At 40.1% G+C, this 24,926-nt stretch carries 19 protein-coding genes; 9 read left to right on the forward strand and 10 right to left on the reverse strand.

Annotated features, from left to right (window positions below):
• Nucleotides 1–239: 239 nt before the first annotated feature.
• The 3 genes from Q1A31_RS11940 to Q1A31_RS11950 all read right to left on the reverse strand — a co-directional run bounded on the left by Q1A31_RS11940 (nt 240) and on the right by Q1A31_RS11950 (nt 5,292).
• Nucleotides 240–707, reverse strand: coding sequence for a hypothetical protein (locus Q1A31_RS11940; RefSeq protein WP_299876626.1), 468 nt, complete (start codon nt 705–707; stop codon nt 240–242).
• Complete coding sequence (locus Q1A31_RS11945; RefSeq protein WP_299876628.1) at nt 697–2,841, reverse strand: reprolysin-like metallopeptidase; 2,145 nt, start codon at nt 2,839–2,841, stop codon at nt 697–699. The genes Q1A31_RS11940 and Q1A31_RS11945 overlap by 11 nt, the downstream gene beginning before the upstream one ends.
• Before the next feature lie 216 nt (nt 2,842–3,057).
• Entirely contained in the window at nt 3,058–5,292 is a 2,235-nt protein-coding gene (locus Q1A31_RS11950; RefSeq protein WP_299876630.1) for a reprolysin-like metallopeptidase, read from the reverse strand.
• Nucleotides 5,293–5,578: 286 nt separating this feature from the next.
• Here Q1A31_RS11950 and Q1A31_RS11955 point away from each other — a divergent pair, with 286 nt between their 5' ends.
• The gene (locus tag Q1A31_RS11955; RefSeq protein WP_299876632.1) at nt 5,579–6,034 is read left to right on the forward strand and encodes a hypothetical protein; all 456 of its coding nucleotides are present in this window, start codon (nt 5,579–5,581) and stop codon (nt 6,032–6,034) included.
• A 96-nt stretch (nt 6,035–6,130) separates the two neighbouring features.
• Here the strand turns inward: Q1A31_RS11955 and Q1A31_RS11960 are convergent, their stop codons facing one another.
• Nucleotides 6,131–6,544, reverse strand: coding sequence for an HIT family protein (locus Q1A31_RS11960; protein ID WP_299876635.1), 414 nt, complete (start codon nt 6,542–6,544; stop codon nt 6,131–6,133).
• 50 nt (nt 6,545–6,594) lie between these two features.
• A complete protein-coding gene (locus Q1A31_RS11965) occupies nt 6,595–7,056 on the reverse strand; it encodes a nuclear transport factor 2 family protein (protein WP_299876637.1) in 462 nt (153 codons plus the stop codon).
• A gap of 511 nt (nt 7,057–7,567) precedes the next feature.
• Here Q1A31_RS11965 and cphA point away from each other — a divergent pair.
• The 4 genes from cphA to Q1A31_RS11985 are packed head-to-tail and all read left to right on the forward strand — an operon-like array spanning nt 7,568 to nt 14,325.
• Complete coding sequence (gene cphA, locus Q1A31_RS11970) at nt 7,568–10,396, forward strand: cyanophycin synthetase (RefSeq protein WP_299876639.1); 2,829 nt, start codon at nt 7,568–7,570, stop codon at nt 10,394–10,396.
• 53 nt (nt 10,397–10,449) lie between these two features.
• Nucleotides 10,450–12,318: a Mur ligase family protein gene (locus Q1A31_RS11975; RefSeq protein ID WP_299876641.1), complete on the forward strand. Its 1,869-nt coding sequence runs from the start codon at nt 10,450–10,452 to the stop codon at nt 12,316–12,318.
• Nucleotides 12,311–13,489, forward strand: coding sequence for a beta-aspartyl-peptidase (gene iadA, locus Q1A31_RS11980; RefSeq protein WP_299876643.1), 1,179 nt, complete (start codon nt 12,311–12,313; stop codon nt 13,487–13,489). The genes Q1A31_RS11975 and iadA overlap by 8 nt, the downstream gene beginning before the upstream one ends.
• 8 nt (nt 13,490–13,497) lie before the next feature.
• Nucleotides 13,498–14,325, forward strand: a complete 828-nt coding sequence (locus Q1A31_RS11985; RefSeq protein ID WP_299876646.1) for a cyanophycinase — start codon at nt 13,498–13,500, stop codon at nt 14,323–14,325.
• Between the two features lie 46 nt (nt 14,326–14,371).
• Here Q1A31_RS11985 and hflX read toward each other — a convergent pair whose 3' ends face one another.
• Together hflX and hfq are read right to left on the reverse strand one after the other, a co-directional pair.
• Nucleotides 14,372–15,691, reverse strand: a complete 1,320-nt coding sequence (gene hflX / locus Q1A31_RS11990; RefSeq protein ID WP_299876648.1) for a ribosome rescue GTPase HflX — start codon at nt 15,689–15,691, stop codon at nt 14,372–14,374.
• A gap of 44 nt (nt 15,692–15,735) precedes the next feature.
• Complete coding sequence (gene hfq, locus Q1A31_RS11995) at nt 15,736–15,966, reverse strand: RNA chaperone Hfq (protein ID WP_131904162.1); 231 nt, start codon at nt 15,964–15,966, stop codon at nt 15,736–15,738.
• A gap of 315 nt (nt 15,967–16,281) precedes the next feature.
• Between hfq and Q1A31_RS12000 the strand changes: the two genes are divergently transcribed.
• The 4 genes from Q1A31_RS12000 (at nt 16,282) to Q1A31_RS12015 (ending at nt 20,145) form a co-directional block, all read left to right on the forward strand.
• Complete coding sequence (locus Q1A31_RS12000) at nt 16,282–16,842, forward strand: thioredoxin family protein (RefSeq protein ID WP_299876653.1); 561 nt, start codon at nt 16,282–16,284, stop codon at nt 16,840–16,842.
• Between the two features lie 60 nt (nt 16,843–16,902).
• The gene (locus Q1A31_RS12005; RefSeq protein ID WP_299876656.1) at nt 16,903–17,928 is read left to right on the forward strand and encodes a hypothetical protein; all 1,026 of its coding nucleotides are present in this window, start codon (nt 16,903–16,905) and stop codon (nt 17,926–17,928) included.
• Nucleotides 17,925–18,713 (forward strand): efflux RND transporter periplasmic adaptor subunit, encoded by a 789-nt coding sequence (locus Q1A31_RS12010; protein ID WP_299876659.1) that lies wholly within the window; start codon nt 17,925–17,927, stop codon nt 18,711–18,713. Before Q1A31_RS12005 ends, Q1A31_RS12010 begins: the two co-directional genes overlap by 4 nt.
• A gap of 247 nt (nt 18,714–18,960) precedes the next feature.
• Nucleotides 18,961–20,145, forward strand: a complete 1,185-nt coding sequence (locus Q1A31_RS12015; protein ID WP_299876661.1) for a DUF481 domain-containing protein — start codon at nt 18,961–18,963, stop codon at nt 20,143–20,145.
• Between the two features lie 168 nt (nt 20,146–20,313).
• On the opposite strand, the gene miaA is transcribed toward Q1A31_RS12015, so the two are convergent.
• From miaA to mutL, 3 genes are all read right to left on the reverse strand, one after another.
• On the reverse strand, nt 20,314–21,249 hold the full coding sequence (miaA, locus tag Q1A31_RS12020) for a tRNA (adenosine(37)-N6)-dimethylallyltransferase MiaA (protein ID WP_299876663.1): 936 nt from the start codon (nt 21,247–21,249) through the stop codon (nt 20,314–20,316).
• A 209-nt stretch (nt 21,250–21,458) separates the two neighbouring features.
• Nucleotides 21,459–22,619: a GGDEF domain-containing protein gene (locus tag Q1A31_RS12025; protein WP_299876666.1), complete on the reverse strand. Its 1,161-nt coding sequence runs from the start codon at nt 22,617–22,619 to the stop codon at nt 21,459–21,461.
• A gap of 155 nt (nt 22,620–22,774) precedes the next feature.
• On the reverse strand, nt 22,775–24,739 hold the full coding sequence (gene mutL, locus Q1A31_RS12030) for a DNA mismatch repair endonuclease MutL (protein WP_299876669.1): 1,965 nt from the start codon (nt 24,737–24,739) through the stop codon (nt 22,775–22,777).
• Between the last annotated feature and the right edge of the window lie 187 nt (nt 24,740–24,926).

The raw sequence follows: 24,926 nt of genomic DNA on the forward strand, positions 1-24,926 counted from the left end.
TAAACAAGGTGCACAGTTCATCTGATTAGATAAGGTTTATTCACGAGTGCTATAAAAGGTAATAAGTTCTTAGACCTGAATTTTCAACCTTCCTAATTTGGTAAATAAGCGAACAACTTCCTTATTTTATAAAGAAAGATGAAATTACGTTAATTTCAATCTCATCATGATTTATGAGAAAGTTTTTAAGAAAAGGACGCTTAATATAAAGCGAGAATGAGGAGAAGATTACAAAGGATCTAGCGGCAGTAAGTCATCATTCTGGCGTTAAATGCGCTAGCGTATTCACGTAACGCTATTCTGTATTTTAGATGGTTTTCCCCATAGATAACGTCACCCATACCATCTAACTGTAACACTCTGCAGTTTACAGTGATTGGTTGAGGCTCAAGCAAACCAGGTATCTTTCGCTCCGCACCTCTTCCAGGATTATAAGCAAGTAAATAAATACTGTTACTTTTAACTGCTTTAGCAACTTCATCAGAAGGGTTCATTTTCTTTAAATCAGCATATTTTTTTGCGTATTCCGCTTCTTTTTGCTTCTTGATATTTTCAATCGAAAAACGTTTATTAGGCTGTGCAGATGAATTATTAGATGATGATTCGTTAGGGACAGCAACACATGCCTGCATCAACAAACTAACACAACTTATTAACAATAATTTTTTCATTGAATCACCCCATTCCTGCATTAGCTTATTTGACATTTTTAATGCGTATTACTCTACGCATTAAAAATGGTAATAGTATCATAGCCATATATCCAAATGACCCACCGCCACCTGAACTACTTGTATCATCTTCCCCAGAACCTAAGCTACTCAGAATAGTTAGATTAGCTTTGGACACACTAAAGAATTGACTCGTCGCACATGAAACGATGAATCTTGCACCACTCAAAGCTGGCGCATCTTCAGGTATCGTGATTGTTTCAGATCCATCATTAGTAGTTGTCGTAATGTCGATACCTGTCCCATCCAATGTAATTAAACCAATATCAACAGAGCCACATGATATTGGTGATGAGTTAGTACCCGCTACATCCCAACTAACAGTAGTCTGATCAGTTTGACCGTAGGTTCTGGAAGAAGTGTGAGAAGTCACTTCAAAAGAAGAGCCTGTATTATAAACACTCATGATTACAGCATCAGATTGAATGCCGCCTTTTCCATCCCGCACTGTCACCCTCAAATCCATGTCACGATTAGTTACAGGTAAATGCTCGCCTATAGCCGCTTCATTGTTAAAAACATCACTCAACCGAGGGATAAATCGTAAATGTGAAGACGTTAATGCTCTGCTTCTAAATAATGCATTATCTCCTGAATCAACATCAACATCTGTTGCAGCACCTGAGTCTGCTTGCTCCCAAGAATAACTAAGTTCATCACCGTCTAAATCAGAAGCTTCAGCGATTAACACAATAGGCGTTGCAGCTGGTACAGTAAAATCTTCTCCCGCACTTACAATCGGGTTTTCATTGGTAACTTCAGTAATACTGCCACAACTATTTCCGGCACCATTTCGACTGAAATCAAACATTTCTTCAATGCTTACCACATGAAATTGTGCGTCAACTTCGGTTTGTAAATTATTTGCCCCACATAGACCTGCATAAGACATGATGGTAGATCCACTTCCTGGCTCAACCGCTGTGCCGACACCTCGCTCACCACAATCACTATTAAATGTATGCTGTGCACCCATTTGATGACCAATTTCATGAGCGACATAATCGAGAGAAAATGCATCGCCTATTGGGCTTGTAGAACCTGTCGCACCACCCGCTTTAAAATTAGCATTACAGGTGCTACCGACAAATGCCAAACCACCTACATTACCTGAACCAAACACATGGCCAATATCGTAATTTGCAGAACCTAGTACACTTGTATCATTCAAATTCGCGATGTTTTGCTCAAGTAATGCATTTATATCTGTATTGGAATAAGGATCATCGCTTGCATCGGTATACATCAAATCAAGTTGCTGAGGTACCAGTTGAAACGTAATACTCGAATCACGTTCATAAATCTCATTGACACGATTGATAGTGGTAGTAACTGCACTTAAGGCTGCGGTTTTGGTGCCGCCATGGTACTGAGTGTATTCACCCGTTGTAGCAACGGCTAAACGATAAGTGATTAGATTGAATGCAGGTTTTGCTAATACATTTTTTGCACTTGATTGAAGAACATTACCATCGGAAAAACTTGAAATAACACTATTATGATCAACACCACATTTAAAATCGGATTGAAACTGACCGTGGTTTTCATGCTTGCTGAAACTTAGATACTTTGCAGCGCTTGAGGTTACTCTTTCACCCTTTTTATTATCATCTGGTTCGATAAATACCGAATCACCATTTGGCATAATTAACATTGCATGAAAGCCGAGTGAGGTAAAATCTATACGGCCGGATATTTTTTGATTAACACCAGTCACGCGCCATGTTTTTATCTCGGGAAATTGCTGAGCTAGTTCTGGAGCAAGTACAGCAGTCTCTGTTGCAATTACTTCAACTTCCGTACCATCTGGTAGAGGTAATACGAGCTTATCTGCAACTAAATCCTGATCATCAGAAGGCTTGGCAGATACATTTTTTTGCAAAAGATCTTTCCATGCATATTCATCTAACTCGAGACTTCTATATTTTAAAGGTGTGATTGATTCACCTTGTGGTTTTGCAGACTGATTTTGGTTTACTTGTGTAACAGATTCAGAAATAAAATCTGCATCTTTCCAGGGAGATGAGAATACTGAAGTGCTTAAAAGCAATGAAGATAAAACAGTGATGACCAAACTTGATCGTAAAAAACGTTGAGATACTATCCTCATTTATATAACCCTTTATTATTTTAGAAGCTAATATTTATAAGCAAATCATAATCTTGGTGTTTTGGCTTCTACAAACCGATAGTTTAACTAATATATATTCAAAAGAACTATTTTTTATAAAATATGAAAAAACACCCTATAAGTAGGGGGGTGTCATTCTTCGACTTATAAATTAGCTAACAATGCTTCTAGACTATTTCGACAGCTTTATTGTAATTAGTTCAGTCGCTTTCTCATTAACAATACGCAACTTATTAGCAATAACCAATAATTAATTAATCCGCCCCCTGATGACCCCTGGCTATTATTAGTTGTATTAGCTGATGAAGTACTAATTTCATTATTTGTCACTACCGCGTTTAAGTCAGTATCTTTAAGGTTAGCTTCTGGCTGATCTTCATCGCTGTGTTTATAAGTCACCTGAGTCGTTTTATCGGTAATTACAAAATCCCGATAAGATAGAGCAAAGAATACATTATCACTACACTTGAGTTTAAATCTTGCCGCGCTTGTTTTTTTCGCTGTTACCGGAATCACAACCCATGCATCACCCTTATTCGACAGACCTTTTTCGATAACTGTTTTGAAGTTTTGACCACCATCGGTTGATAAAAACAAATCTACATTTTGACAATTAACAGTAGACTTATCGGTATCAGCTACATTCCATAGGATCTGATAGGACTCCCCAATCGTATATTGAGACTTTGGTAAATTTAATGCAAAGCGACTTCCAGTTCTTGCAACATTTATCTTCATCTCATCACTTTGTGCGACATTCATACCATCTTGAGCAACAAAACTAAAATTCATTGTACGTTCGTGCTCTGGAAGTTTCTCTCCTCGGCTTGTGCTTTGGCTTAAAATGTCCTGTAATTGTGGAAAGGTTCTGACCTTATTGTTGTTTGGAACACGAACACGAAATAACGCGTTGTCACCTTTGTCGTCGAATTCGAGTGATGATTCACCAGCGTCAATCTGCTCCCATGCATAAATAAGTGGGTCCCCATCAACATCTTTAGCAGTACCATTTAATTCAAACGGGGTTCTCGATGGAATAGTAAAATCATTACCGGCATCTACAATAGGCGGCTTGTTATCAAATGATTTTTGAGTACCACAAATATTACCTCTACCATTGCTGGTAAAATCTGAAATCTGCTCGATACTACCGATGTGGTACATCGCATCCGCATTAGATTGCAGATTATCCAAACCACAATATCCCGCATAAGACATGATTGAAGAGCCACTTCCCGGTTCAAATGCCGTTTTACCTGATCTTGTACTTCCAGAACACAAACCTTGTGAACTATTAAAGGTATGCGTAGCACCGAGCTGATGACCTATTTCATGCGCCACAAAATCAAGATCAAAGCTATCATTAACGGGATTGCTTGTACCTGAAACGCCTTGCGCCTTTCGATATTGATTACATAAACCAGCAACCGCAGCGATACCACCGCCGCTACCTGCAAATAAATGCCCGAGGTCGTAATTTTCTGTACCTATAACGGAATCAATGAACTCTTGATTTTGACCTAACAAATCAGAAAGATCTTTCTTGGTAAAAGGGTCTGAATTTGCATCAATATTAATGAGCAAATCATTATTCTCAACTAGATCAAGATGGATTCCCAAATCGCGTTCAAGTATTTGATTGACTCTACTGAGAGTTGTAACAATCGCAGACATAGCACCCGTTACGGTACTTCCATGCTTTGCGGCATACTCCCCAGTGGTAGCGACTGCAATCCGATAGTGTAATAAACTTTCTGTGGTCCTTCCTGCTACTACACGGGCTAAGCTCTGCTGTCCTCCAAACTTTTCTTCCTGATGGTTATCATGCTCTTTAACCCCGCAAGAAAAAGCTCTATCAGCACTTTGCTTTTGTGCGCTTTTCTTATAACTCACGTATTTATCTGCTTCTCTATCTAAAGGGTCGATAAATATAATTTCACCATCCAGCATTTGCAGCATTGCATGAAAGCCCAAAGGGGTGACATCGACCTTTCCGGAGAAGATTTTATCGTTTGTGAGTACTTTGTATGTTCGAATATTCGAATACTTTTCGGCGAGTTCTCCAGATAATATTTGATCAGGTAGTAGCATTAACTCAATAATTGAACCATCTGGCAAAGGAATTGATATTCTTTTAGTTGTACTTTTAATAGGCTCTTGATGAACGTCTTGTGAATATTTAGCTGATGTTGTTCCTGCTAAAATTGATCTCATCTTATTTGAGTTTAAATTGAGATTTAACGCCTCATCATAGTGCTTCGCTGATGACAGATCTTCAGTTGCAAGAGCTGATTTATTTGAAGATTTATAAGTTTGGTCAACTGACCATAAGCCCAAAACATCCTTAGTTTCTGCAGTAGCCGAAAATTGCACGACTACCAAAGATAGTAAAAAACTCAGTAAAATCCCTAAGCGCATCTTGCTCTTCATAATTCACGTCCATCATTCCTTGATCGATGATTTCAGTGTAACCAGAAGGTTCATTTCTAAAACTGTTGTTAGTGTCAGAAGTAGCAATTTTAAGATAATAAAACCAGAACAAGCCTTAGTCTTTTATTTACGACCTTTAGTCATTCATTTTAAATAGAACAGTTTTCGTTATAATTAAGACTCAGCAAACTAAAACGGTATTGAACACTTGTGGCATTCATCTTTTAATTTATACCTATATTCAGAAAACACCAAAGCTAAAGTAGACTCGTTAAGCATCTTAGAAATGCTCAAGAAATCAGGTTTTATAGACTCTAAAATTACAGATAAAAGATATGCCACAGGAGATAATTTCGTTTCACTACTCACCTTCATGGGTTGCTCACCAAACATTGAATTAGAACCCCAGGAAGATAAACCTTATTGTTATATTGAAATCAATACCAACGAAAAAGAAACATTCTATTCAGGCACAAATCTAAAAGCCGCGGTTTGCCCTGAATGCAAAACCAAAATTACTCAAATCACAGATCCTACCGGTGAAATATTGCTATGTTCTAACTGTCATAATGAGATTCAACTGAGCGCCTTAAATTGGCGCAAGACAGCATTCATCGCCAAGTCCTGTATAGTTATTGGGAATATCTACGAATCAGAAGCAATCCCGAATGATCAACTTTTAGATGCGCTAGAAGAGGTAAGTCAATCCAAATGGAAATATGCTTACATCCGCGATGCCTAGAAATTAAAATCAGGATAAAACAAGAAAAATTACTTTTTCAATCAACTATATATTTAAGGTAAATAACTAAATTTATAGAGAATTATATCTTTGTAGCTATTTAGATTTTGCCTGGTATTGCGAATTTTGTGGCACCACCCAACGCACGCCGCCTTTTGGGTTTTCTACATCACCTGTGTAACGTGGAATGATATGAATATGCAGATGAAAAACACTCTGGCCTGCCGCTAAGTCATTATTGCAGCCTATGTTATAACCATCGGGTGAATTATTTTTCTCTGCATATTGTTTGCCCTTCAGAGTTAATTCACGAAATTCTCGATTCTCTTCTTCGGTGCATTCAAAATATGTTTTGATGTGGCGTTTAGGAATCACCAAACAATGTCCAGCGCTTACAGGATAGGTATCTGTAATAAGTAAAGCATGCTCTGTCTCTGCAATAATTTCTTCAGGTTTTGGGTTACAAAATAAACAGGGATTATTTGGGTCAAAGGCTTTCTTTTCGCTCATATTCTATGACTTCTCTTTATATTTCTAACTAAGCTCTTATCTCGTTATATTTAGTTATCTTTGTTTTTATCTCTAATTAATAAATCAGTATCCACGACATTGATTAAACCAACATGGCGGATTTCATTGCCAGTCATGACCCGCTCTTGAATTACTCTCCAGACACCGTCTTCTTCTAACTCCAATAAAATTTCAACCCCTTGAGTCTTTTTTGTACCGTCGTTTACGAATATCGTTTCAAGTGTTTTAAACATGATTTGCGTTTCGTTATGCGCATTCATTTTTAGGCCTTCATAACTAACACCTTGAAGAGTACCTTCTTTAAAATCCTTTTCTGCAGCCCTGGCCCAATCGTCATAACTAATGCTTTCAAAACCAGGTACACCAGTCACCTGGACCTTGGGTGAAATTAGATTAAAATGCGCTTCAAAATCATTATTGCTTGCCGTTAACGCTGACGCATCCATCCATTGCTGAGCAATTGCTTGATACTTTTTAATCACTTCTGACATATATAAACCTAATAAAAATTAAATGAGAATTTTCGTTGAGTTGGATTCTAACTGGCATCTGAAATGAATCAAATACATATCAATGCACTCTTCGTTTCATTCTAGATACACTAAGCTATTCAAACCATAGTGACCATATCAACTATGTTATATATAGCAATAAACAGGGTACATTTTAGTGCTATATATCTACTTATATATCACCCCCCTACTTTGAATGATATTACGTTTTTGTTTTTTAAAAGCGTAAATAGAATTTATGCAGAGCTAGGCACTTTTTTCTATCCTTTTGAAAATTTAACTTTTTAAATTGTTTTTATCCGACATAAGAATAGCCATAATAAAATCAAGAACCTAGATAATAACTAATTAATATACACAGTAATTGCCCATTAAATAATACTCAAGTTAGTTCTAGAAAAGCATGCTACATTTAATATCAAACTACCCTTTTGATTTGCTTGGCACTCTAACCCTCGCAACACCCACTCGCTATTAACAGGATTTTCTAATGAAAATTATTTCGACCAATGTCTATGTCGGCCCTAATGTATTTGCCTTATTTCCAGTCATTCGTCATGTAATCGATATAGGCGTACTGGAAGAATATCCCTCTGTCGCTTTAGGCGATGATTTTATTAATGGTTTGGTAGAAGCTATACCGAGTCTGGAAGAGCACGGCTGTTCTTATGGTGTGCCCGGAGGCTTTTTACGTCGATTACGTGAGGACGAAGGTACCTGGATCGGTCATATCTGGGAGCACGTAGTTCTAGAGCTTCAAAGTTTAGCAGGATTGGATGTTACTTTTGGCAAAACAAGGGGTACTGGAGAGCCAGGCCAGTACAATATGGTTTTTGAATATGGCCAACGAGATGTGGGCTTAGAAGCTGCTAAATTAGGCCGAAGTTTATTAATCTCGCTACTACCGAAAGACATTGCTCAACAAGTACATACTAAACTCAGTGACGACTTTGATTTTGCTACAGAGTTACATGACTTCATTCGTTTTGCGCAACGTAAAGAATTTGGTCCCAGTACTGGCTCTTTAGTGCATGCTGCAGAATCACGAGATATTCCGTGGATACGTTTAAATAATTATTCACTGGTTCAGTTTGGACATGGTAAACATCAGCAACGGATTCAAGCCACGATTACCAGTCAAACTAATCATATTGCAGTAGAGATTTCTTGTGATAAAGAAGATACCCATAATCTAATGAATGATCTTGGACTGCCTGTACCTCGACAAGAAATGATCTATAGTGCTCAACAGGCACTTCGCGCAGCACAAAGGATCGGTACACCCGTTGTAGTGAAACCACTAAACGCCAATCATGGTCGTGGCGTTTCCATTAATCTTAATACTGATGAAGAAATTGAAGAGGCTTTTGATGTAGCAAAATCTCAAGGCACTAGCCGCGCGGTTTTAGTCGAGTCTTACCTTGCCGGTATGGATCATCGCATGTTGGTGGTTAATGGTGAACTAGTCGCTGTTGCAAAAAGAGTGCCTGGTCACGTTGTCGGTGATGGCGAACATTCTATAGAAGCGTTGATTGAGATCGTAAATAGTGATCCCCGACGAGGTGTTGGCCATGAAAAAGTATTAACCCAGCTACAATTAGATGATCAAGCCAAGCGTTTACTTGGTAATGCCGGTTTTACACCTGAAAGCATTCTGCCAAAGGATGAAATATTATATTTGCGCGATACCGCAAACCTTTCTACTGGTGGCACTGCCATCGACATGACAGATCAGGTACATCCTGATAACCGTGAGATGGCAGTTCGTGCAATTACGGCGGTTGGCTTAGATGTGGGAGGCGTGGATTTTTTAACCTCGGACATTACCCAATCATATAAAGAAGTCGGCGGTGGAATTGTCGAAGTGAATGCTGCCCCGGGTTTTAGAATGCACGTTGCACCGAGCGAAGGTCAACCACGCGATGTCGCTGGCAAGGTCATCGATATGTTATTCCCGCCTAATACACCAAAACGCATCCCTATTGCTGCGATCACAGGTACTAACGGCAAAACAACGACCTCCAGAATGTTGGCTAATATTCTTAAATCTTCCGGCCACATAGTTGGAATGACCTCAACAGATGGTGTGTATATTGATGGCAAACTCTCAGTAAAAGGTGATATGACAGGTCCTCAATCCGCACAAATTGTATTGCGTGATCCAGCCGTTGATTGTGCGGTAATGGAAACAGCTCGCGGAGGTATTGCGAGATCAGGATTAGGGTACAAAGAAGCCGATGTCTCGGCAGTACTGAATGTGCAAAGTGATCACCTAGGATTGCGTGGTATTGATACACTGGAACAACTAGCCGAAATCAAACGTATCGTAGTTGAAGTCGCTAAAGATACAGCCGTATTGAACGCCGATGACCCTTTATGTTTAAAAATGGCAGATCACACACGTTGTGAACACATTTGTTATGTCACATTGAATATTCAACATGGTTTAGTACGTGAGCATATCCGTTCAGGTGGCAGAGCCGTGGTGCTGGAAACAGGAATCAATGGTGAAATGATTACCATTTATGACAATGGTGCACATATCCCATTACTCTGGACACATCTGATACCAGCCACACTAGAAGGTAAAGCAATACATAATGTACAAAATGCCATGTTTGCTGCTGCCATGGCATACAGCATGGGCAAAACTTTAGACGAAATTCGCCATGGCCTCAGAACCTTTGACACATCTTTCTTCCAGGCCCCGGGACGCATGAATGTTTATGATGAACATTCTTTCCGTGTGATTTTGGATTATGGACATAATGCCCCCAGCATTGATCTAATGAGCCAACTGTCAGACAAGTTAGAGATTGCAGGTAAGCGCATCGTGGTCCTTGCGGGCCCCGGCGATCGCCGTGATGAAGACCTGGTCAATATTGGTAAAGTAGCCGCAGGACATTACGATGTTTATATCTGTAAAGCTGATGATGATCGTCGTGGTCGTGGCGTTGATGAAGTACCACAAATCATCGCCAAAGCTTTGAAAGAGGCAGGTGTTGATGAGAGTAAAATTATCGTGATAGCTGATGAGCAAGAAGCCATAGACCATGCCCTACAAACTGCTGAAGCAGATGATCTAGTGCTGATTTTTGGTGATGCAATCACTCGATGCTGGAAACAGATTACAACGTTCAATCATTCTGATAGACCAGCGGTTAATGAAGAGGAAAAAACAACCGAAGATACACCTAAAGTTACGCCGATGTTAGAAAGCGGAGAACCTGATCCCTTTGTTTTAGAAGCTGGAATGACATTGGTGAAAGATGAACGTGGTGTACGTATTGTTGAAGAAATTAACGAAGAATCTGATTAGTCGTATCAACACAGCCAAAGAAGGTTAAGGAAAGCTAAGGTAAATTAATCACGATGTCTAATTTAAAGTTAATTTTGGATGATAGCCGCCGTTTGACGGGTAAAAATCTATTTATGGATCAGTCGGGTGCTATTTTAGATGCATTCGTCAGTGGGCTGGATAAACAAAAAGTTGTCGATACCTGGCTAGATAATTTACTGCCATTATTAAAAGGTGTCGGTTGGGCTGAAACCAAATGTGTTTACAGAATATTTGAAGATGGTGTATCTCTTGGCTTTGCAGCGCCTCTAGATGCACTATATGCAGCTACCGAAATCAATGAAGCAGCATGGGAAATGACAACGAGTTCTTTATCGGAAGAAGAAAACAAAGAAAGCGATGAAAAGCCCAACTTATCTGAATTGATCAACACCTTAAACGCTTCAATCGAATCAGAAAGAAATCCGCATTTACTAGAATTAATCCAATCCTCGGAAGATAAGAACATAGCTTATCTGGTTGATGATGATGAATTTTCATTAGGTTATGGTACTAGTTCTCAAACATGGAATATCAATAACTTACCTGACAAAAACACCATTGAATGGAACACCTATAAAACTGTACCAACCGCATTAGTCACAGGCACGAATGGTAAATCTACCAGCGTACGTTTAAGCGCACATATTTTAAAACAAGCAGGTATTCGTTGTGGTGTGACATCGACTGATTTTATCAAGGTCGGCGACACCATTATTGATAAAGGTGATTACTCAGGGCCGGGTGGAGCAAGAATGCTATTGCGCCATAAGCAAACAGAGGCTGCCGTATTAGAAGTTGCCAGGGGTGGACTTTTACGCCGTGGCTTACCCATCCCCCAAGTTGATGTTGCTCTTGTAACTAACGTTGCAGAGGATCATTTGGGTCAGTACGGTATTAATTCTGTCGAAGCGCTAACAGCAGCTAAAATGATGGTTGCCAAAGCTGCAAAAAAACAGTTAATTTTAAACGCAGATGATAAAAATATTGTGCGATTTGCAGAACATACCCTTAAGCAAATTGAACAGCATGAACAAACCGGCAAAACAACCGGTTTAAACGTATCTAAAATTGCACAAGAGCCTTTGGCTGAGTATCTCCCAGAAAAAATTGTATGGTTTTCATTAAAAGAAACCAATCCAGTTATTATGGCTGCTAGAGAAAACGCACAAGCGGTTTGTTTTTTGCGTGATGACTGCATTATTTATGCTGTAGATAAAAACACACCTGAAAACGAGACAGTCATTATTAATGCCAACGACATACCAATGACCTTGCAAGGTGCAGCAGTGCATAATGTGCAAAATGCACTTGGTGCGGTAGCATTGACCAAAGCGTTAGGGGTTAATGATTCAGATATTCATAAGGCTTTGTCAACATTTAAAAGCGACGCTGAAGATAACCCTGGCCGTGGAAACATGTTTGAGTATCGAGGAGCTAAAATCATTCTCGATTTTGCTCATAACGTTCACAGCATGGATGCAATGGCGAAAACCTTAGCGAATATCCCAGCAAAACGTAAAATACTTATGCTTTGTCATGCCGGAGACAGAAGTAATGCTGAAATCAAGGCGATGACTACATCCTCGATGGCAATGAAGCCTGATTTAGTCTGGGTTTGTGAGTTACCAAAATATCTACGTGGTCGTGAAATTGGAGAACTTCCAAAAGTAATTACTGCTGCTGTCATAGAAAATGGCCTATCTTCAGATAATATTTATTATCAAGATAACCTTTTAAAGGGCGCAGAAGATATAATCCAACAATTACAAGTAGATGACTTAGTCTTTATGATGGCACTTAGCGATAGAGATGAAATCGCAGCGTTGCTGTTACCAGAAGTATCACAAGAGTTACCACAAGAACAATCAGCAGCGGATGCAAAGGACAATAAACATGTTTGAAAGCACGACTGGCTTAATACTGATTCGTAACGCTAATATTTATGCCCCTCAACCATTAGGTATTAAAAACCTATTAATTGGTGGAGGCAAAATACTCGCAGTAACAAGCGAAGAGCTAGAACTACCAAAATCACTGATTTCATCCAATATTGATTTAGAAGGCCAAACCCTAACACCTGGATTTATTGATGCGCATGCGCATATTACCGGAGGTGGAGGTGAAGCTGGCTTTGCAACACAAGTGCCACCAGTGCCACTGAGTCAATTTACTGCATTTGGTGTCACCACTGTCGTCGGCTTATTAGGCACCGATGATACCACCCGCAGTACCGCGAATTTACTATCACGCGTTTATGGCTTACGCGAAGAAGGGATGAGCGCCTACTGCTGGACAGGAGGCTATCATTATCCCTTAACTACGCTGACTAACAGCGCCCGAGAAGATATTGTTTATCTAGATCCGGTTATCGGTATCGGAGAATTTGCAATTAGCGATCATCGTTCCTCGCAGCCAGATTTTAACGAAGTAATCCGTATTGCCAGTGATGCCCATGTCGCCGGCTTAATGACGGGAAAAGCGGGCGTTGTACATTTCCATTTGGGTGATGGTTCGCGTAAATTAGAATTAATCAAGCGCGCAATTAACGAAACCGAATTACCGGCTCGCGTTTTCAATCCCACTCACGTCAATCGCAACAAACCTCTTTTTGATGAATCCTGTGAGATGTTATCCGAAGGGATTTATATGGATATCACCGCGTTTCCTGAAGACTCTCTTGAAGAAGGCTGGAGCGCAGCACAAGCCCTACTCCTCGCCAAAGAACGCAACTGCCCAATGCATCAAATTACGGTTAGCTCAGATGGTGGGGGTTGTATGCCTGAGTTTAACCAAGCAGGTGAGATGATAAGAATGGGATTTGGTCGCTCCGAAACCTTGGTAGAGACTATTAAATCGTGTACTTCTCAAGGAATGTCATTAGAGGATGTGTTATCCTCGCTCACCGCAAATGTAGCTCAACTTTTAAGACTTTCTCAAAAAGGAAATATTCGGGTTGGAGCAGATGCAGATTTAGTCGTACTAGATTCTGATTACAGTATTTGCAATGTCATGGCTTTAGGCCAATGGCACATGCTGAATAAAAATCTAATAGTTACAGGCACTTTCGAATAGAGGTTAATATGGGTTCCAGAGATTTTGAGGCTAACCCCTTACGAGGTTTTGTTATCCCTATCGGGGGTGCGGAAGAAAGGTTGAATGACCCTGTTATTTTAACTCGATTTGTAGAAATTTGTGGCAACGAAAAAGCACGCATCGCAATCATTCCTACTGCATCTCAACTAGATGATACTGGGCCAAATTACGAAAAAGTATTCAAAGATTTAGGTGCAGGTGAAGCAATTTCATTGCCCATAAACACACGTGAAGATGCGCAACAAGAATCTTTTCTTGAAACCTTAACCAGTTGTAATGGAATTTTTATTACAGGCGGCAACCAACTTCGCTTATCGACCATTTTAGGTGGTACACCAATTGCACAAGCTATTCGTCGTTTGAATGCAGCAGGTGTTCATTTAGCTGGCACTTCAGCAGGAGCCGCGATTATTCCGGAACATATGATTGCAGGTGGATCAACAGGTGCTTTACCAACCGAACAAGGTGTTACTTTTGCACCAGGTTTAGGCTTATTAAACAAAGTCATCATCGACCAGCATTTTAGTCAACGCAACCGCCTCGGCCGTCTACTATCAGCAGTCTCTTATAACCCTTTTGCATCAGGTTTAGGCATCTGTGAAGATACCGCTGCATTTATTGGCCCGGATAATCTTTTAGAAGTGATTGGCAATGGTTCGATAACAGTCATCGACCCTTCAGAATTACAATATTCATCTATGGCAGAAGCTTCTCGAGGGGATTCTTTGACCCTGCTTGGTATCAAAATGCATATTTTATCAGAAGGCGCTAGTTACAATATTGAAACTAGAGAAGCTCAGCCAAAACACTTTTAAAGCGTAATTCATAAATAAAAGTCACCCCCCTACTTTTGGGGCTTTTTTATAACTGAAGTTGTTCTAAGGTCAACTCTTCTTTACCTAGCATCGTATCCAGTCTTCTTTGCTGGATAACGACATCAAGCAGGTATTCACCTTTATCTGATATCTCTTCACTGATAACCGCTTCATCTTCATACAATTGGGCGCGCAAACGAGCAAGTGCAGGATGTAATCGCAATTTACCTTTGAAAGTGTTCTTGGCAAAGATAGAGGCAATTGTTTCACCTAGTGCCTCTAAACCTTCTCCTGTCAGTGACGACAGCCAAACACGTGCTGGTAAACCATTGTGTCCTTCTTCAACATGCGGTTGTTGTTCGGTGAGATCAATTTTATTCATCACCTCAACCTGTTGAACATCCTCAGCGCCCAGTTCCTGAATCACGTTATTCACTTGTTCACGGAAGAAATCGCGATTTTCATCACTACTATCAATAACATGCAGTATCAAATCTGCTTCGATAGTTTCTTGAAGCGTGGCTCTGAAGGCTGCCACCAGATCATGCGGAAGATCACGAATGAAACCTACGGTATCAGCTAAAACAATGGATTGCTGATCAGGAAGGTTTACACGGCGTAAGGTTGGATCCAAAGTCGCAAACAGCTGATCTGCTGCATAAACTCCAGAACCGGTAATTTTATTGAATAGGGTCGATTTACCCGCATTGGTATAGCCAACTAAAGAAACCGTTGGTATTTCGGTTTTCTGTCGAAGTTGTCTACCCTGTTCGCGCTGCTTGCTTACTTTTTCCAAACGTTTATTTATCTGTTTGATGCGAATACTCAGCAAACGACGGTCAGTTTCTAACTGGGTTTCACCCGGACCACGCATACCGATACCACCTTTTTGTCTTTCAAGGTGAGTCCAGCCACGAACCAGGCGAGTCGACATGTGTTTTAACTGCGCCAATTCAACCTGCAATTTACCTTCGTGTGATTGAGCACGTTGCGCAAATATATCGAGTATCAGTGCCGTACGATCGAGCACACGACATTCGAACAGGCGTTCCAGGTTACGTTCTTGCGCAGGAGAAAGTGAATGATCAAAAATGACGACATCCGCGTCGTGTTGAATAACTGCGGCTTTAATTTCGTCTGCTTTACCTGTGCCCACAAAATAACGTGAATCAGGCGAAGCGCGTGAACCGGTGATTAGCGTGGAAGTGCTTGCTCCAGCAGAACGAACCAACTCTTTGAACTCATGTTCATCTTGATTTGAGCTTGAAGAGCTTTGAGAACGATTATTTGATCCAAAGTTAATCTGTACCAATATGGCACTCTCAATCAGGGCTTCACCCTGACTGAGTTTATCAAATAATTCCAATTTATTGCCCCCCTAAGAAACTAGGGAAACAGAATTGCGTAATTTTATTCTTCGTCTTCAACCGTTAACTTGATAGGTCTTGAAGGCACAATTGTAGATACAGCGTGCTTGTACACAAGCTGACTTACAGTACTGCCTAGTAATATAACAAATTGATCAAACGACTCTACGTGACCTTGTAATTTAATTCCATTTACAAGATAAATCGCAACGGGGATGCGCTCTTTTCTTAAAGCATTTAGGAAGGGTTCTTGTAGCATATGCCCTTTTGACATGGGTAACTCCTGATTTCTTATTAGGTTATGTTATTAATATTTTATTGTTTGCTGTTCTGGTCATAGCCTTTAATTTAACTTCAGCTTGCTCAAACTTTCTACTTGTCTCTTTTATATATCTAAAACTGCTATATTGAAAGTCGGGGGTAACAGCACTCTGCATCCTTACAGATTCAAGCATAATAACAGGTTTAGGTAAAAAGTAAAAAATCAAACCCTTTTTTTGATCATTTAACGACAGATGGCTTAACTTACTCGCTTGCAAGCCTTATAAAATCAGAATAATATGAATTAAACCGCTACAGGAGACACTGCATGACCTCCCTTAAAACGCTTATAGCTCTAGTGTTGTTCATTTCTATACCTGTTTTTGTATCTGCCGACAACACCGCGCAAACCAAACAAACAGAAATTAGAGATTACAGTAATTTTTTTGATGAAAGCCTCAATGACATGGAGGAAGAAAAAGAAATCGCTGCTGATGAAGGCAAAAAAGGTATTTTATTGATGTTTGAAATGGATGAATGTCCATTTTGTGCTCGTATGAAGAAAACGGTATTAAATCGTGGCAAAGTACAAGATTATTATCGCAAGCATTTTCGAATTATCACCGTTGATATAGAAGGTGATCTGGAACTTACTGACTTTGCAGGTAAAGACACCACTCAAAAAGACTTTTCATTAGAACAGTTCAGAGTCAGAGCCACTCCCGTATTCCAGTTTTTAGATTTAGAAGGTAAGCCCATTAAAAATGGTCGCCTGACTGGTGCTTCCAAAGATGCAGATGAATTTATGATGCTAGGGAAATACATTGTAGAAGGCGCGAATGAAAAAATGCCTTTCATCCGTTACAAACGTAAGCAGAAAAAAGGTTAAAAATAGTTATGCATAATTTCCAATTACTGTTTTTAATTTATCTAGCTTACTGAGACTTATATGCCGAGATTTTTGAACTGGAAAGTTATTAGAAATACTCTGTCCTATCTTTGTCTGATTGGGTGGGTTTTCCCTCATACAATTATCAGTGCTGAAAATTCAGATAATAAAAAACTCCCTTCCCCATTAGACCTAACAACAGCACTCAGCTTTGCCAGTGAGCACCCGAGAACACGCTTAACGCCCGAACAAACAATTGCGACACCTCCACAACAATCATTATTCCTTGGTTGTCACAATCTCACGTTTAACAATACCTCAATTAGCGACTCTCAACGTAATACCGCTGCAACTTTATTAGTAGAGCCAAGCATTCAACAACAGCTACTAATTCTGCGAGCTTACTTTGATGTATTACTATCAGATTCAAGTCTGATTGGCATCAATGAAGATATGGCGGGAACATTCATTTCATGGGATAGGGCAAAGATTCGTCAGGAATTAAAACAATATTCCGAGCTTATCGTAGCCAGACTAGAAGCCGAATACCAAGAAGTAAGACAGCAATATTTTTCTAGCCAGGCGACCCAGCGCCTCACCCGATCAATACTGGCGCAGACTATCAATCGACCAGATGAGTTATCTAGCGATTTAATACCACCCATTTTAATTACCTCGCCTAAAACGCTACCTGAATTTTCTGATTTATATGCAGAAGCATTGAAGAACAATAGCTGGCTAAAGACACTGAGAGAAAAATACAATAAAGATCAAATGACACTATTTGAGATGGACTTGCGTCAGCAAATTCTCGAACTTGTGTTGCGTTTATCTGTGTTAAAGGTAGCAGCTGATCGTGCAGAATCTGAACTCTATAGCCGTGACCTTGATTTAGAAATGAGCCGTTCGTTATACGAAATGGAAGTCCGCGCCACTCTAGGGAAATCCATGACCCTACAAAGCAAGGCGCGCATGAAAGAAGAGCGTGTAAAATACTGCATCACCATTGCTTGGGCACAACTCAATGCCTTAACAGGCAAGCCTATATTGACTCAACCCGAAGAAGCTAAGGAAGAGACACAATGAATTTCTCTAAGAACCATTTAAGAATCAAATTTGCCTTATCAGTCTTTGCTGTATTAGCCAGTCTCGGGGCAAGCGCACAACAACTTAGCGGTAGACTGGAATGGGTAGACAAAATAGAAATGCGCGTGCTCGAAGATGGTTTCATAGAGAAAATGAATATCAAAATCGGTCAACATGTGAAAAAAGGATCGGTCTTGTTAACCATGGATCAACGCAAGGCCAAAGCCGAATTATTAAAAGCTAAAGCCATGATCGCTCGCTCTAAAGTGGAAATGGATGATGCTAACGATGAATTAAAACGTGCAAAAGAACTTTATGATCGCGGATTAATTGCAGATGAAGAACTCAAGGATGCAAAAATCAAAATTGCAGCCGCAGTAGCTGAAAGCGAATTTGCAAATGCTGCTCTGGCGCTCGCTGAAGTGACTTTAGATAGAAATATTTTACGCGCCCCCATTAACGGCATCATTATCACCAAAAACAACCATGAAGGTGGCGTCATTTATAAAACTCAACAAGGAGACCCCTTATTTACTATAGCCCCTAGTGGAAAAATGTTAGCGCGGATACTCGTTTCATCTCAGGTTTTAAAACGATATAGACCCGGTCAAAAAGCACGAGTCACCGTGAATGGAAAACACTACAACGGAGTTGTGTATAGCCAAGGTGTCGAAGCCGTAAGAATTGAACCCAAAGGTGCTATTTATGAGCTGGATATTATCTTTAACCACAACCCTCAAGACTTACTAAGACCTTCTGAAATTGCCAAAGTAATAATTCAATAATCGTATTAAAAATATTGTCCACATGGCACAAGTCATTGACTTTTCGAACAATCAAGAAACCACGCTAGCATAGCGTTTTTCCAATGATTTTAATTGATTTAAAAAAGGCATTTATTTTCTTTTTTGTTGAACTAAATATCATTTAAAACACTCTCACCCCAGTCAAAATATTTTATATAAATATTTTAGTCATAACTTTTTATACCTATCTGATAGATAGGTTATTTTTTTGGGGTAATTTTTAAAAATGAACAAACAAAATTTATTAGGCGGTGCAATTGCACTAGCTCTAACAGGTGCATTCACTTCTGCACAAGCAGAACCTTTAATCACAGACTACAAAGAAGCAACTTCTGCGTACGAAGATGCTTACATTTCAGGTAACTTCAATACTAATGACGGTAACCAGGATCAGGCTAGTTATAACCTAGACCTAACTTTGGATTATGAAAAAGTATTCAGTTCACCAAACCGTAACACTAAAATTGACTTCCTAGGCACTGGTTCATCTTCAAAAGGTGGAAATGATGGTGATAAGAGTTCAAGTACTTATCAGGCATTAGGTGCAGCAACAGTAGACAACTACTTCACAACACCAAACAGTAATGCAGCATTCTGGTACGGTAAAGGTGAAGTTGGCGTTCAGAAAGATCAGGAAGATCCTTTCACAAAAGCAACAGCGGGTATTGGTTATGGCCGTGTTGTTAATGTAACACCAATGGCTTATGCAATCAGAATCATGCAAAAGCTTCGTGAAGAAGGCTTTTTGAAAGCTGATCCAAGCAATGACATCTACCAGCAAGTTGCAGTAATTGTTGATAAAGAGTCAGAGTACAAATCTAAATATGGTTTTGACGACTACAAGCAATACTGGTTACAAGACATTCAGAAAGTCATTGAGACTTCTGGCATGGTACAGGGTGACTTCAACGCAAGAGCAGTTGTACAGACTTACGATGTCCTAGAAAACGAGCGTGTTTCTACGCGTAAAAACGGTTGGTTAGTTCGCGCAGGTGTTGGTGCAGTATTAAGTAACTACGACGGTTCAGACGGTAAACCAGCAGTAGAAGTTGGCGCTGAATACCACAGACCAATCAATAACAAGACTCAGTTCTCTAATGAAGCGATTGCAACTGCTACATTAGACGATGATGACAATGGTTATAACTTCAACAACGCAATGAGCTTAACCTACGAATTGTCAGATATGATCGATTGGGAAAACAAGTGGACTTTAGCTTATGCAACATCTGACGATACAGATGATGTTACAACTAACACTTTAAGTTCTGCATTTTACTACAGCCTGACTAACCAGCTTGATTTTGGTGTTGAAGGCAAGTTAACTAAACTTGATGACAGTATTTCTAACAATGGTAATGACGAAGTTGATAAGAGCTTAACAATGGGCGTTAAATACCGTTTGAAGTAATCGAACCCCGAAAATAGAGCTTATTTTGTTAGATTCAGCTCTATATCTTAATACCAAATCTAACGACTGGGAGGGGCTTTTAGCCCCTCTTTTTATTGGTATAAACCTTGTCCGATTTCTTAATTAGAATATTTGTTACTGTATATCTTTGCAGATAAATTTCTATTTCTATTCTTCAGCTAAAAAGCTTTCAATATCAGCTTTAACTTTTTCCAGTTCATAACCTTTTGCACCATACTCGGTAGTATTGGGCTCTGAGCGCAAATAGGTCATCTGTCGTTTGGCTAATTGACGCGTTGCGATTACCGCACGCTCTTTCATTTCTTCAAAATCCAGTTCGCCTTCCAAATATTGCCATGCTTGACGATAACCCACACAGCGCATTGATGGAAAATTCAAATCCAGGTCACCGCGTTCACGTAAAGCTCTCACCTCATCAATAAAACCAGCTTCTAACATTTGATCAAAACGTATGGCTGCCAATTCACGAATCCATTCCCGCTCTTCCGGGATTAATGCAATTTTCATTAAGCGATAAGGAATCGGTTCTACAACCTGATCTTGTTGATGCTTTGTCAGCGTCTTTCCCGTTAATTCAAAGACTTCAAGCGCGCGTTGAATACGTTGCTGATCGTTAGGATGAATACGTTCGCCAGCCACTGGATCAACTTCCAACAAACGTTGATGCAAGCCATCCCAACCAATTTGCTCTGCTTCTTTAGTAAGCTTTTCACGAACATCTGGATCAGCTTGAGGCATTTCAGCGATGCCGTTTTCTAGCGCACGGTAATACAGCATCGTCCCACCAACAAGCACTGGAATCTTACCTTTAGCGGTAATTTCGGCCATTTCTCGCAAGGCATCTGTTCTAAAATCAGCCGCAGAATAAGACTCAGACGGATCTAAAAAGTTAATCAAACGATGCGGAGCAGCTTCAAGTTCTTCTGCCGTAGGTTTTGCCGTACCAATATCCATATCTTTATAAACGAGCGCAGAATCCACACTGATTAACTCGATAGGAAAATGTTCCATCAGCTTAATCGCAAGACCTGTTTTACCTGAAGCGGTTGGGCCGATGATGAAAATGGCAGGAGGTAAACTCATAGATGTCTAACGTTTCAGTTGAGAAGTAAATAATACATCAAAGTAATGAATATCTCATTGACGCATTATTTTAGACTATTCAATAAAGCGTAAAGTCACCCCCCTACTTTGAATGATATTACGTTTTTGTTTTTTGAAAACGTAAATAGAATTTATGCAGAGCCGGGCACTTTTTCTTAAAGCAGATCTTTCAATAGATGTGAAAAATGCTAATGACGAGCTAATGATTTGGTAGATGGTTTGATTGAAGAATTGTTAGACAATTTTCTTTTAACAGCCCCCGCTTTGAAGGACTTATTCTTCCCTGGATTATCTTTTAATAAACTAGAATGTGTATCCTTGTATGGGCATATAAGATAATTTGCTTTTGTTCGCAGTGGTTTTATATTTTGATAATTGCTCAGTGCCTTAAACGAAAGCTTCGTATCATCACCTATTTCGGCTATACGCACGGTATCTCTGCCCGCAGACTTAGATTCGTATAATGCAAGATCTGCTCGGCGAAACCAGCTCTCAGCATCATCAAAAGGCATAATTTCAGAAACACCCACTGAAACAGTCACCTGATATTTAGATAGCTCATCGCTTTCTTTTATCAGTTTACGGATAGAATCAGCAAGATTACCTGAATCTTCCAGTGAAGAATTTTTAGCTATAACAACGAACTCTTCGCCACCAAAACGATAAATGAAATCCGTTGTACGAATCTTCGATTTGACTAATTTTGCAAAATCAATCAACACCTGATCACCTTTATGATGTCCCTTTGTGTCATTTATTGTTTTGAATTTATCTAAATCGAATAGCAACATCGACACAGGTTTTGGATAACGTTTGTAATTAACGAGCAACTCATCGACTTTCTCATCAAATGATCGTCTATTTTTAATACCGGTAAGCGTATCTTCAGAGACTAATTTCTGTAATTTATTATTGTTATACTCTGCACGCATACTAAGAATAAATCCAAATAAACCCACCAGCGCCAAGCTAGGATAAATACTCATAGCCTCGGCATTTGTCAGCTTACCGTGAAATAATAATGTAGTTAGACCAATAAATATGATGTTGGCAAATAATGCGGGAACCGACTTTAATAAGAAATAGGTTGCACCCATTGCCGGAAACGCCCAAAAAACAGTGTCTGCTCCTTTTAGGTACATAACACTTAAAATTCCAAGCATAAACATCATGACTGAAAATCTATTTAGATATTTAATTCTCTTTGATTGCCAGGCTTGCGTAAAAATCAAAACCATCAACAACGCCATCACCATATCTATTGCCGCTAGCGTCAAATCTCCAGTGAAGAACCGGTAAATGGAAAAGGGAACGAGAAAAAGAAAAGTTAAGCCAGCGCCGTACAGCACAAATTGCTCTTCTAAACTTCTTGCTCCGCATTTGAATGAATTAAACATCGCTTGTTTTTATTATAAATAGTACTTTAACGTTACAGCATTAAGCCTTAACTTAGTCTTAATATGGTTGTTATTCAGTGCGATTTTAGACAAATGTTATGGCGGTGTTATTGACCGCGCATGAATAGTTTATCGAGCTGATCTACAGACATTTGCGTCCACGTTGGGCGCCCGTGATTACACTGCCCACTGCGCTCTGTGCGCTCCATATCACGCAACAGGGCATTCATCTCTGGAATCGTTAAACGGTGGTTCGCACGAACAGAACCATGACAAGCCATAGTTGAGAGTATTTCATTCATTTCCTGCTGAATGCGTTCACTGCTGCCATGCTCCAGTAAATCAGACAGTACATCGCGGACTAACTGTTCCACATTCGAATCTTTAAGCAGGCTCGGCACCGCACGAATGGCTAATTTTTCTGGCGCGAGTCTATTCAACTCAAAACCCAGTTGCTCAAACGTTTCAGCAAATTCTTCGGCGCAATCACCTTCTTTTTTACTCACGGATAATGAGCTAGGAACCAGCATCGGTTGAGAGCGCACATTGTCTTCCGCCATACTTTTCTTTAAGTATTCGTAGGTGATGCGCTCGTGTGCCGCATGCATATCAACCACGACTAAACCTTCAGCGTTTTCCGCGAGAATATAAATACCGTGCAATTGTGCCACTGCAAAACCTAGCGGTGGTACCTCACCCGTATTCTGATTTTCGCTAACAGGCATTGATGATGTGACATGCGTCGAAAGCTTTTCAGAAAACTTGTCTGAAAGTGGGGGGGTGTAATTAGATGAGCTACTGCGTGGACTTCCCGATGGAATAAAGCCCGTATTCAAACCGCTCGTAACGTTTTCAGCATTGTTTTGAGAGTTATCACCGGCACTGTCATGCATGCGCTGATAAGCAGCCATTTGCTCTGCTACTTGCCCAGGCTGAATATTATTAACTGGTATATTCAACCGTTGCTGTGACCTAATCGCTTCGCGGTTGTACTCCGCCATACTCATTTTTTCTGTCCCATTATTAGGGATAGCAGGAGCAGATTCAGCAGCCTCATTAGGTCGTACATCTGCTAACGCCTGATGCAGTGTTCGATACAGAAAATCATGCACCAAACGTGCATCACGAAAACGTACTTCATGTTTAGTTGGGTGTGCATTGACATCCACTTTTTCTGGCGCAAGCTCAAGAAATAACGCATACGCAGGATGACGCCCGTGGAATAACACATCGCTATACGCTTGACGTACCGCATGGGTTACAACACGGTCTTTAATAATTCTGCCATTCACATAAAAGTATTGAAGATCAGCTTGTGAACGCGAAAACGTCGGCAATCCAACCCAGCCCCAAAGCTTTAAACCTGCTGCCTCATAATCCAGATACAGCGACTGCTCCATAAAAGCAGGCCCACAAATTTCTGATACGCGTCGATCTGCTCCGACTCGTTCTAATGCTGGCTGTAATGTCAGTAAATTGCGTTGACCGTGTCGTAACGTAATCCCGATTTGAAAATTGCTTAGGGATATCTTCTTTACCACTTCCTGCAGGTGTTTGAATTCTGTATTTTCAGTTTTTAAAAACTTGCGTCGTGCAGGTACGTTATAGAATAAATCACGCACTTCAATGGTTGTACCTTTAGCGTGTGCAGTGGGTTCTGGATCATCAAACGCTTCTGCACCATCATCGCGATGTTGCGGCGAAACCGTCCAGCCTTGTTCGTTATCTTCCGTACGCGAGCTAATCGTCATCCGCGATACAGAAGCGATACTCGGCAACGCCTCACCACGAAAACCCAAGGAAGCGACATGTTCCAAGTCATCCAGTGAAGCAATCTTACTGGTCGCATGACGACTCAACGCCAGCGCTAATTCTTCTTTGGGAATGCCTTTTCCATCATCACGAATACGAATACGTTTTAAACCACCCTGCTCGATATCAATCTCAATTCTTTTCGAACCTGCATCAATCGAGTTTTCTAATAATTCTTTAACCACAGAGGCTGGGCGCTCAACTACCTCGCCTGCAGCAATCTGATTAACTAAATGTGGGGGTAGTTGTTTGATGCTCATGGATTAGTATTATATAGAAAAAAGTGCCGAGACGAAGCGTAACGAAGACAATTATGGAAAGCAATGACAACAGCACATAGGACTGTTTATTTCAATTTGAATAAAAAAACGCCTAAAAGGTGATGAGATGGTCTCCTCCTCTTTAATGCGGCATCAAAGTGCCATAATTGGAGATGTAAATCATTCA

The organism is uncultured Cocleimonas sp. (assembly GCF_947495625.1).
Taxonomy (GTDB): domain Bacteria; phylum Pseudomonadota; class Gammaproteobacteria; order Thiotrichales; family Thiotrichaceae; genus Cocleimonas.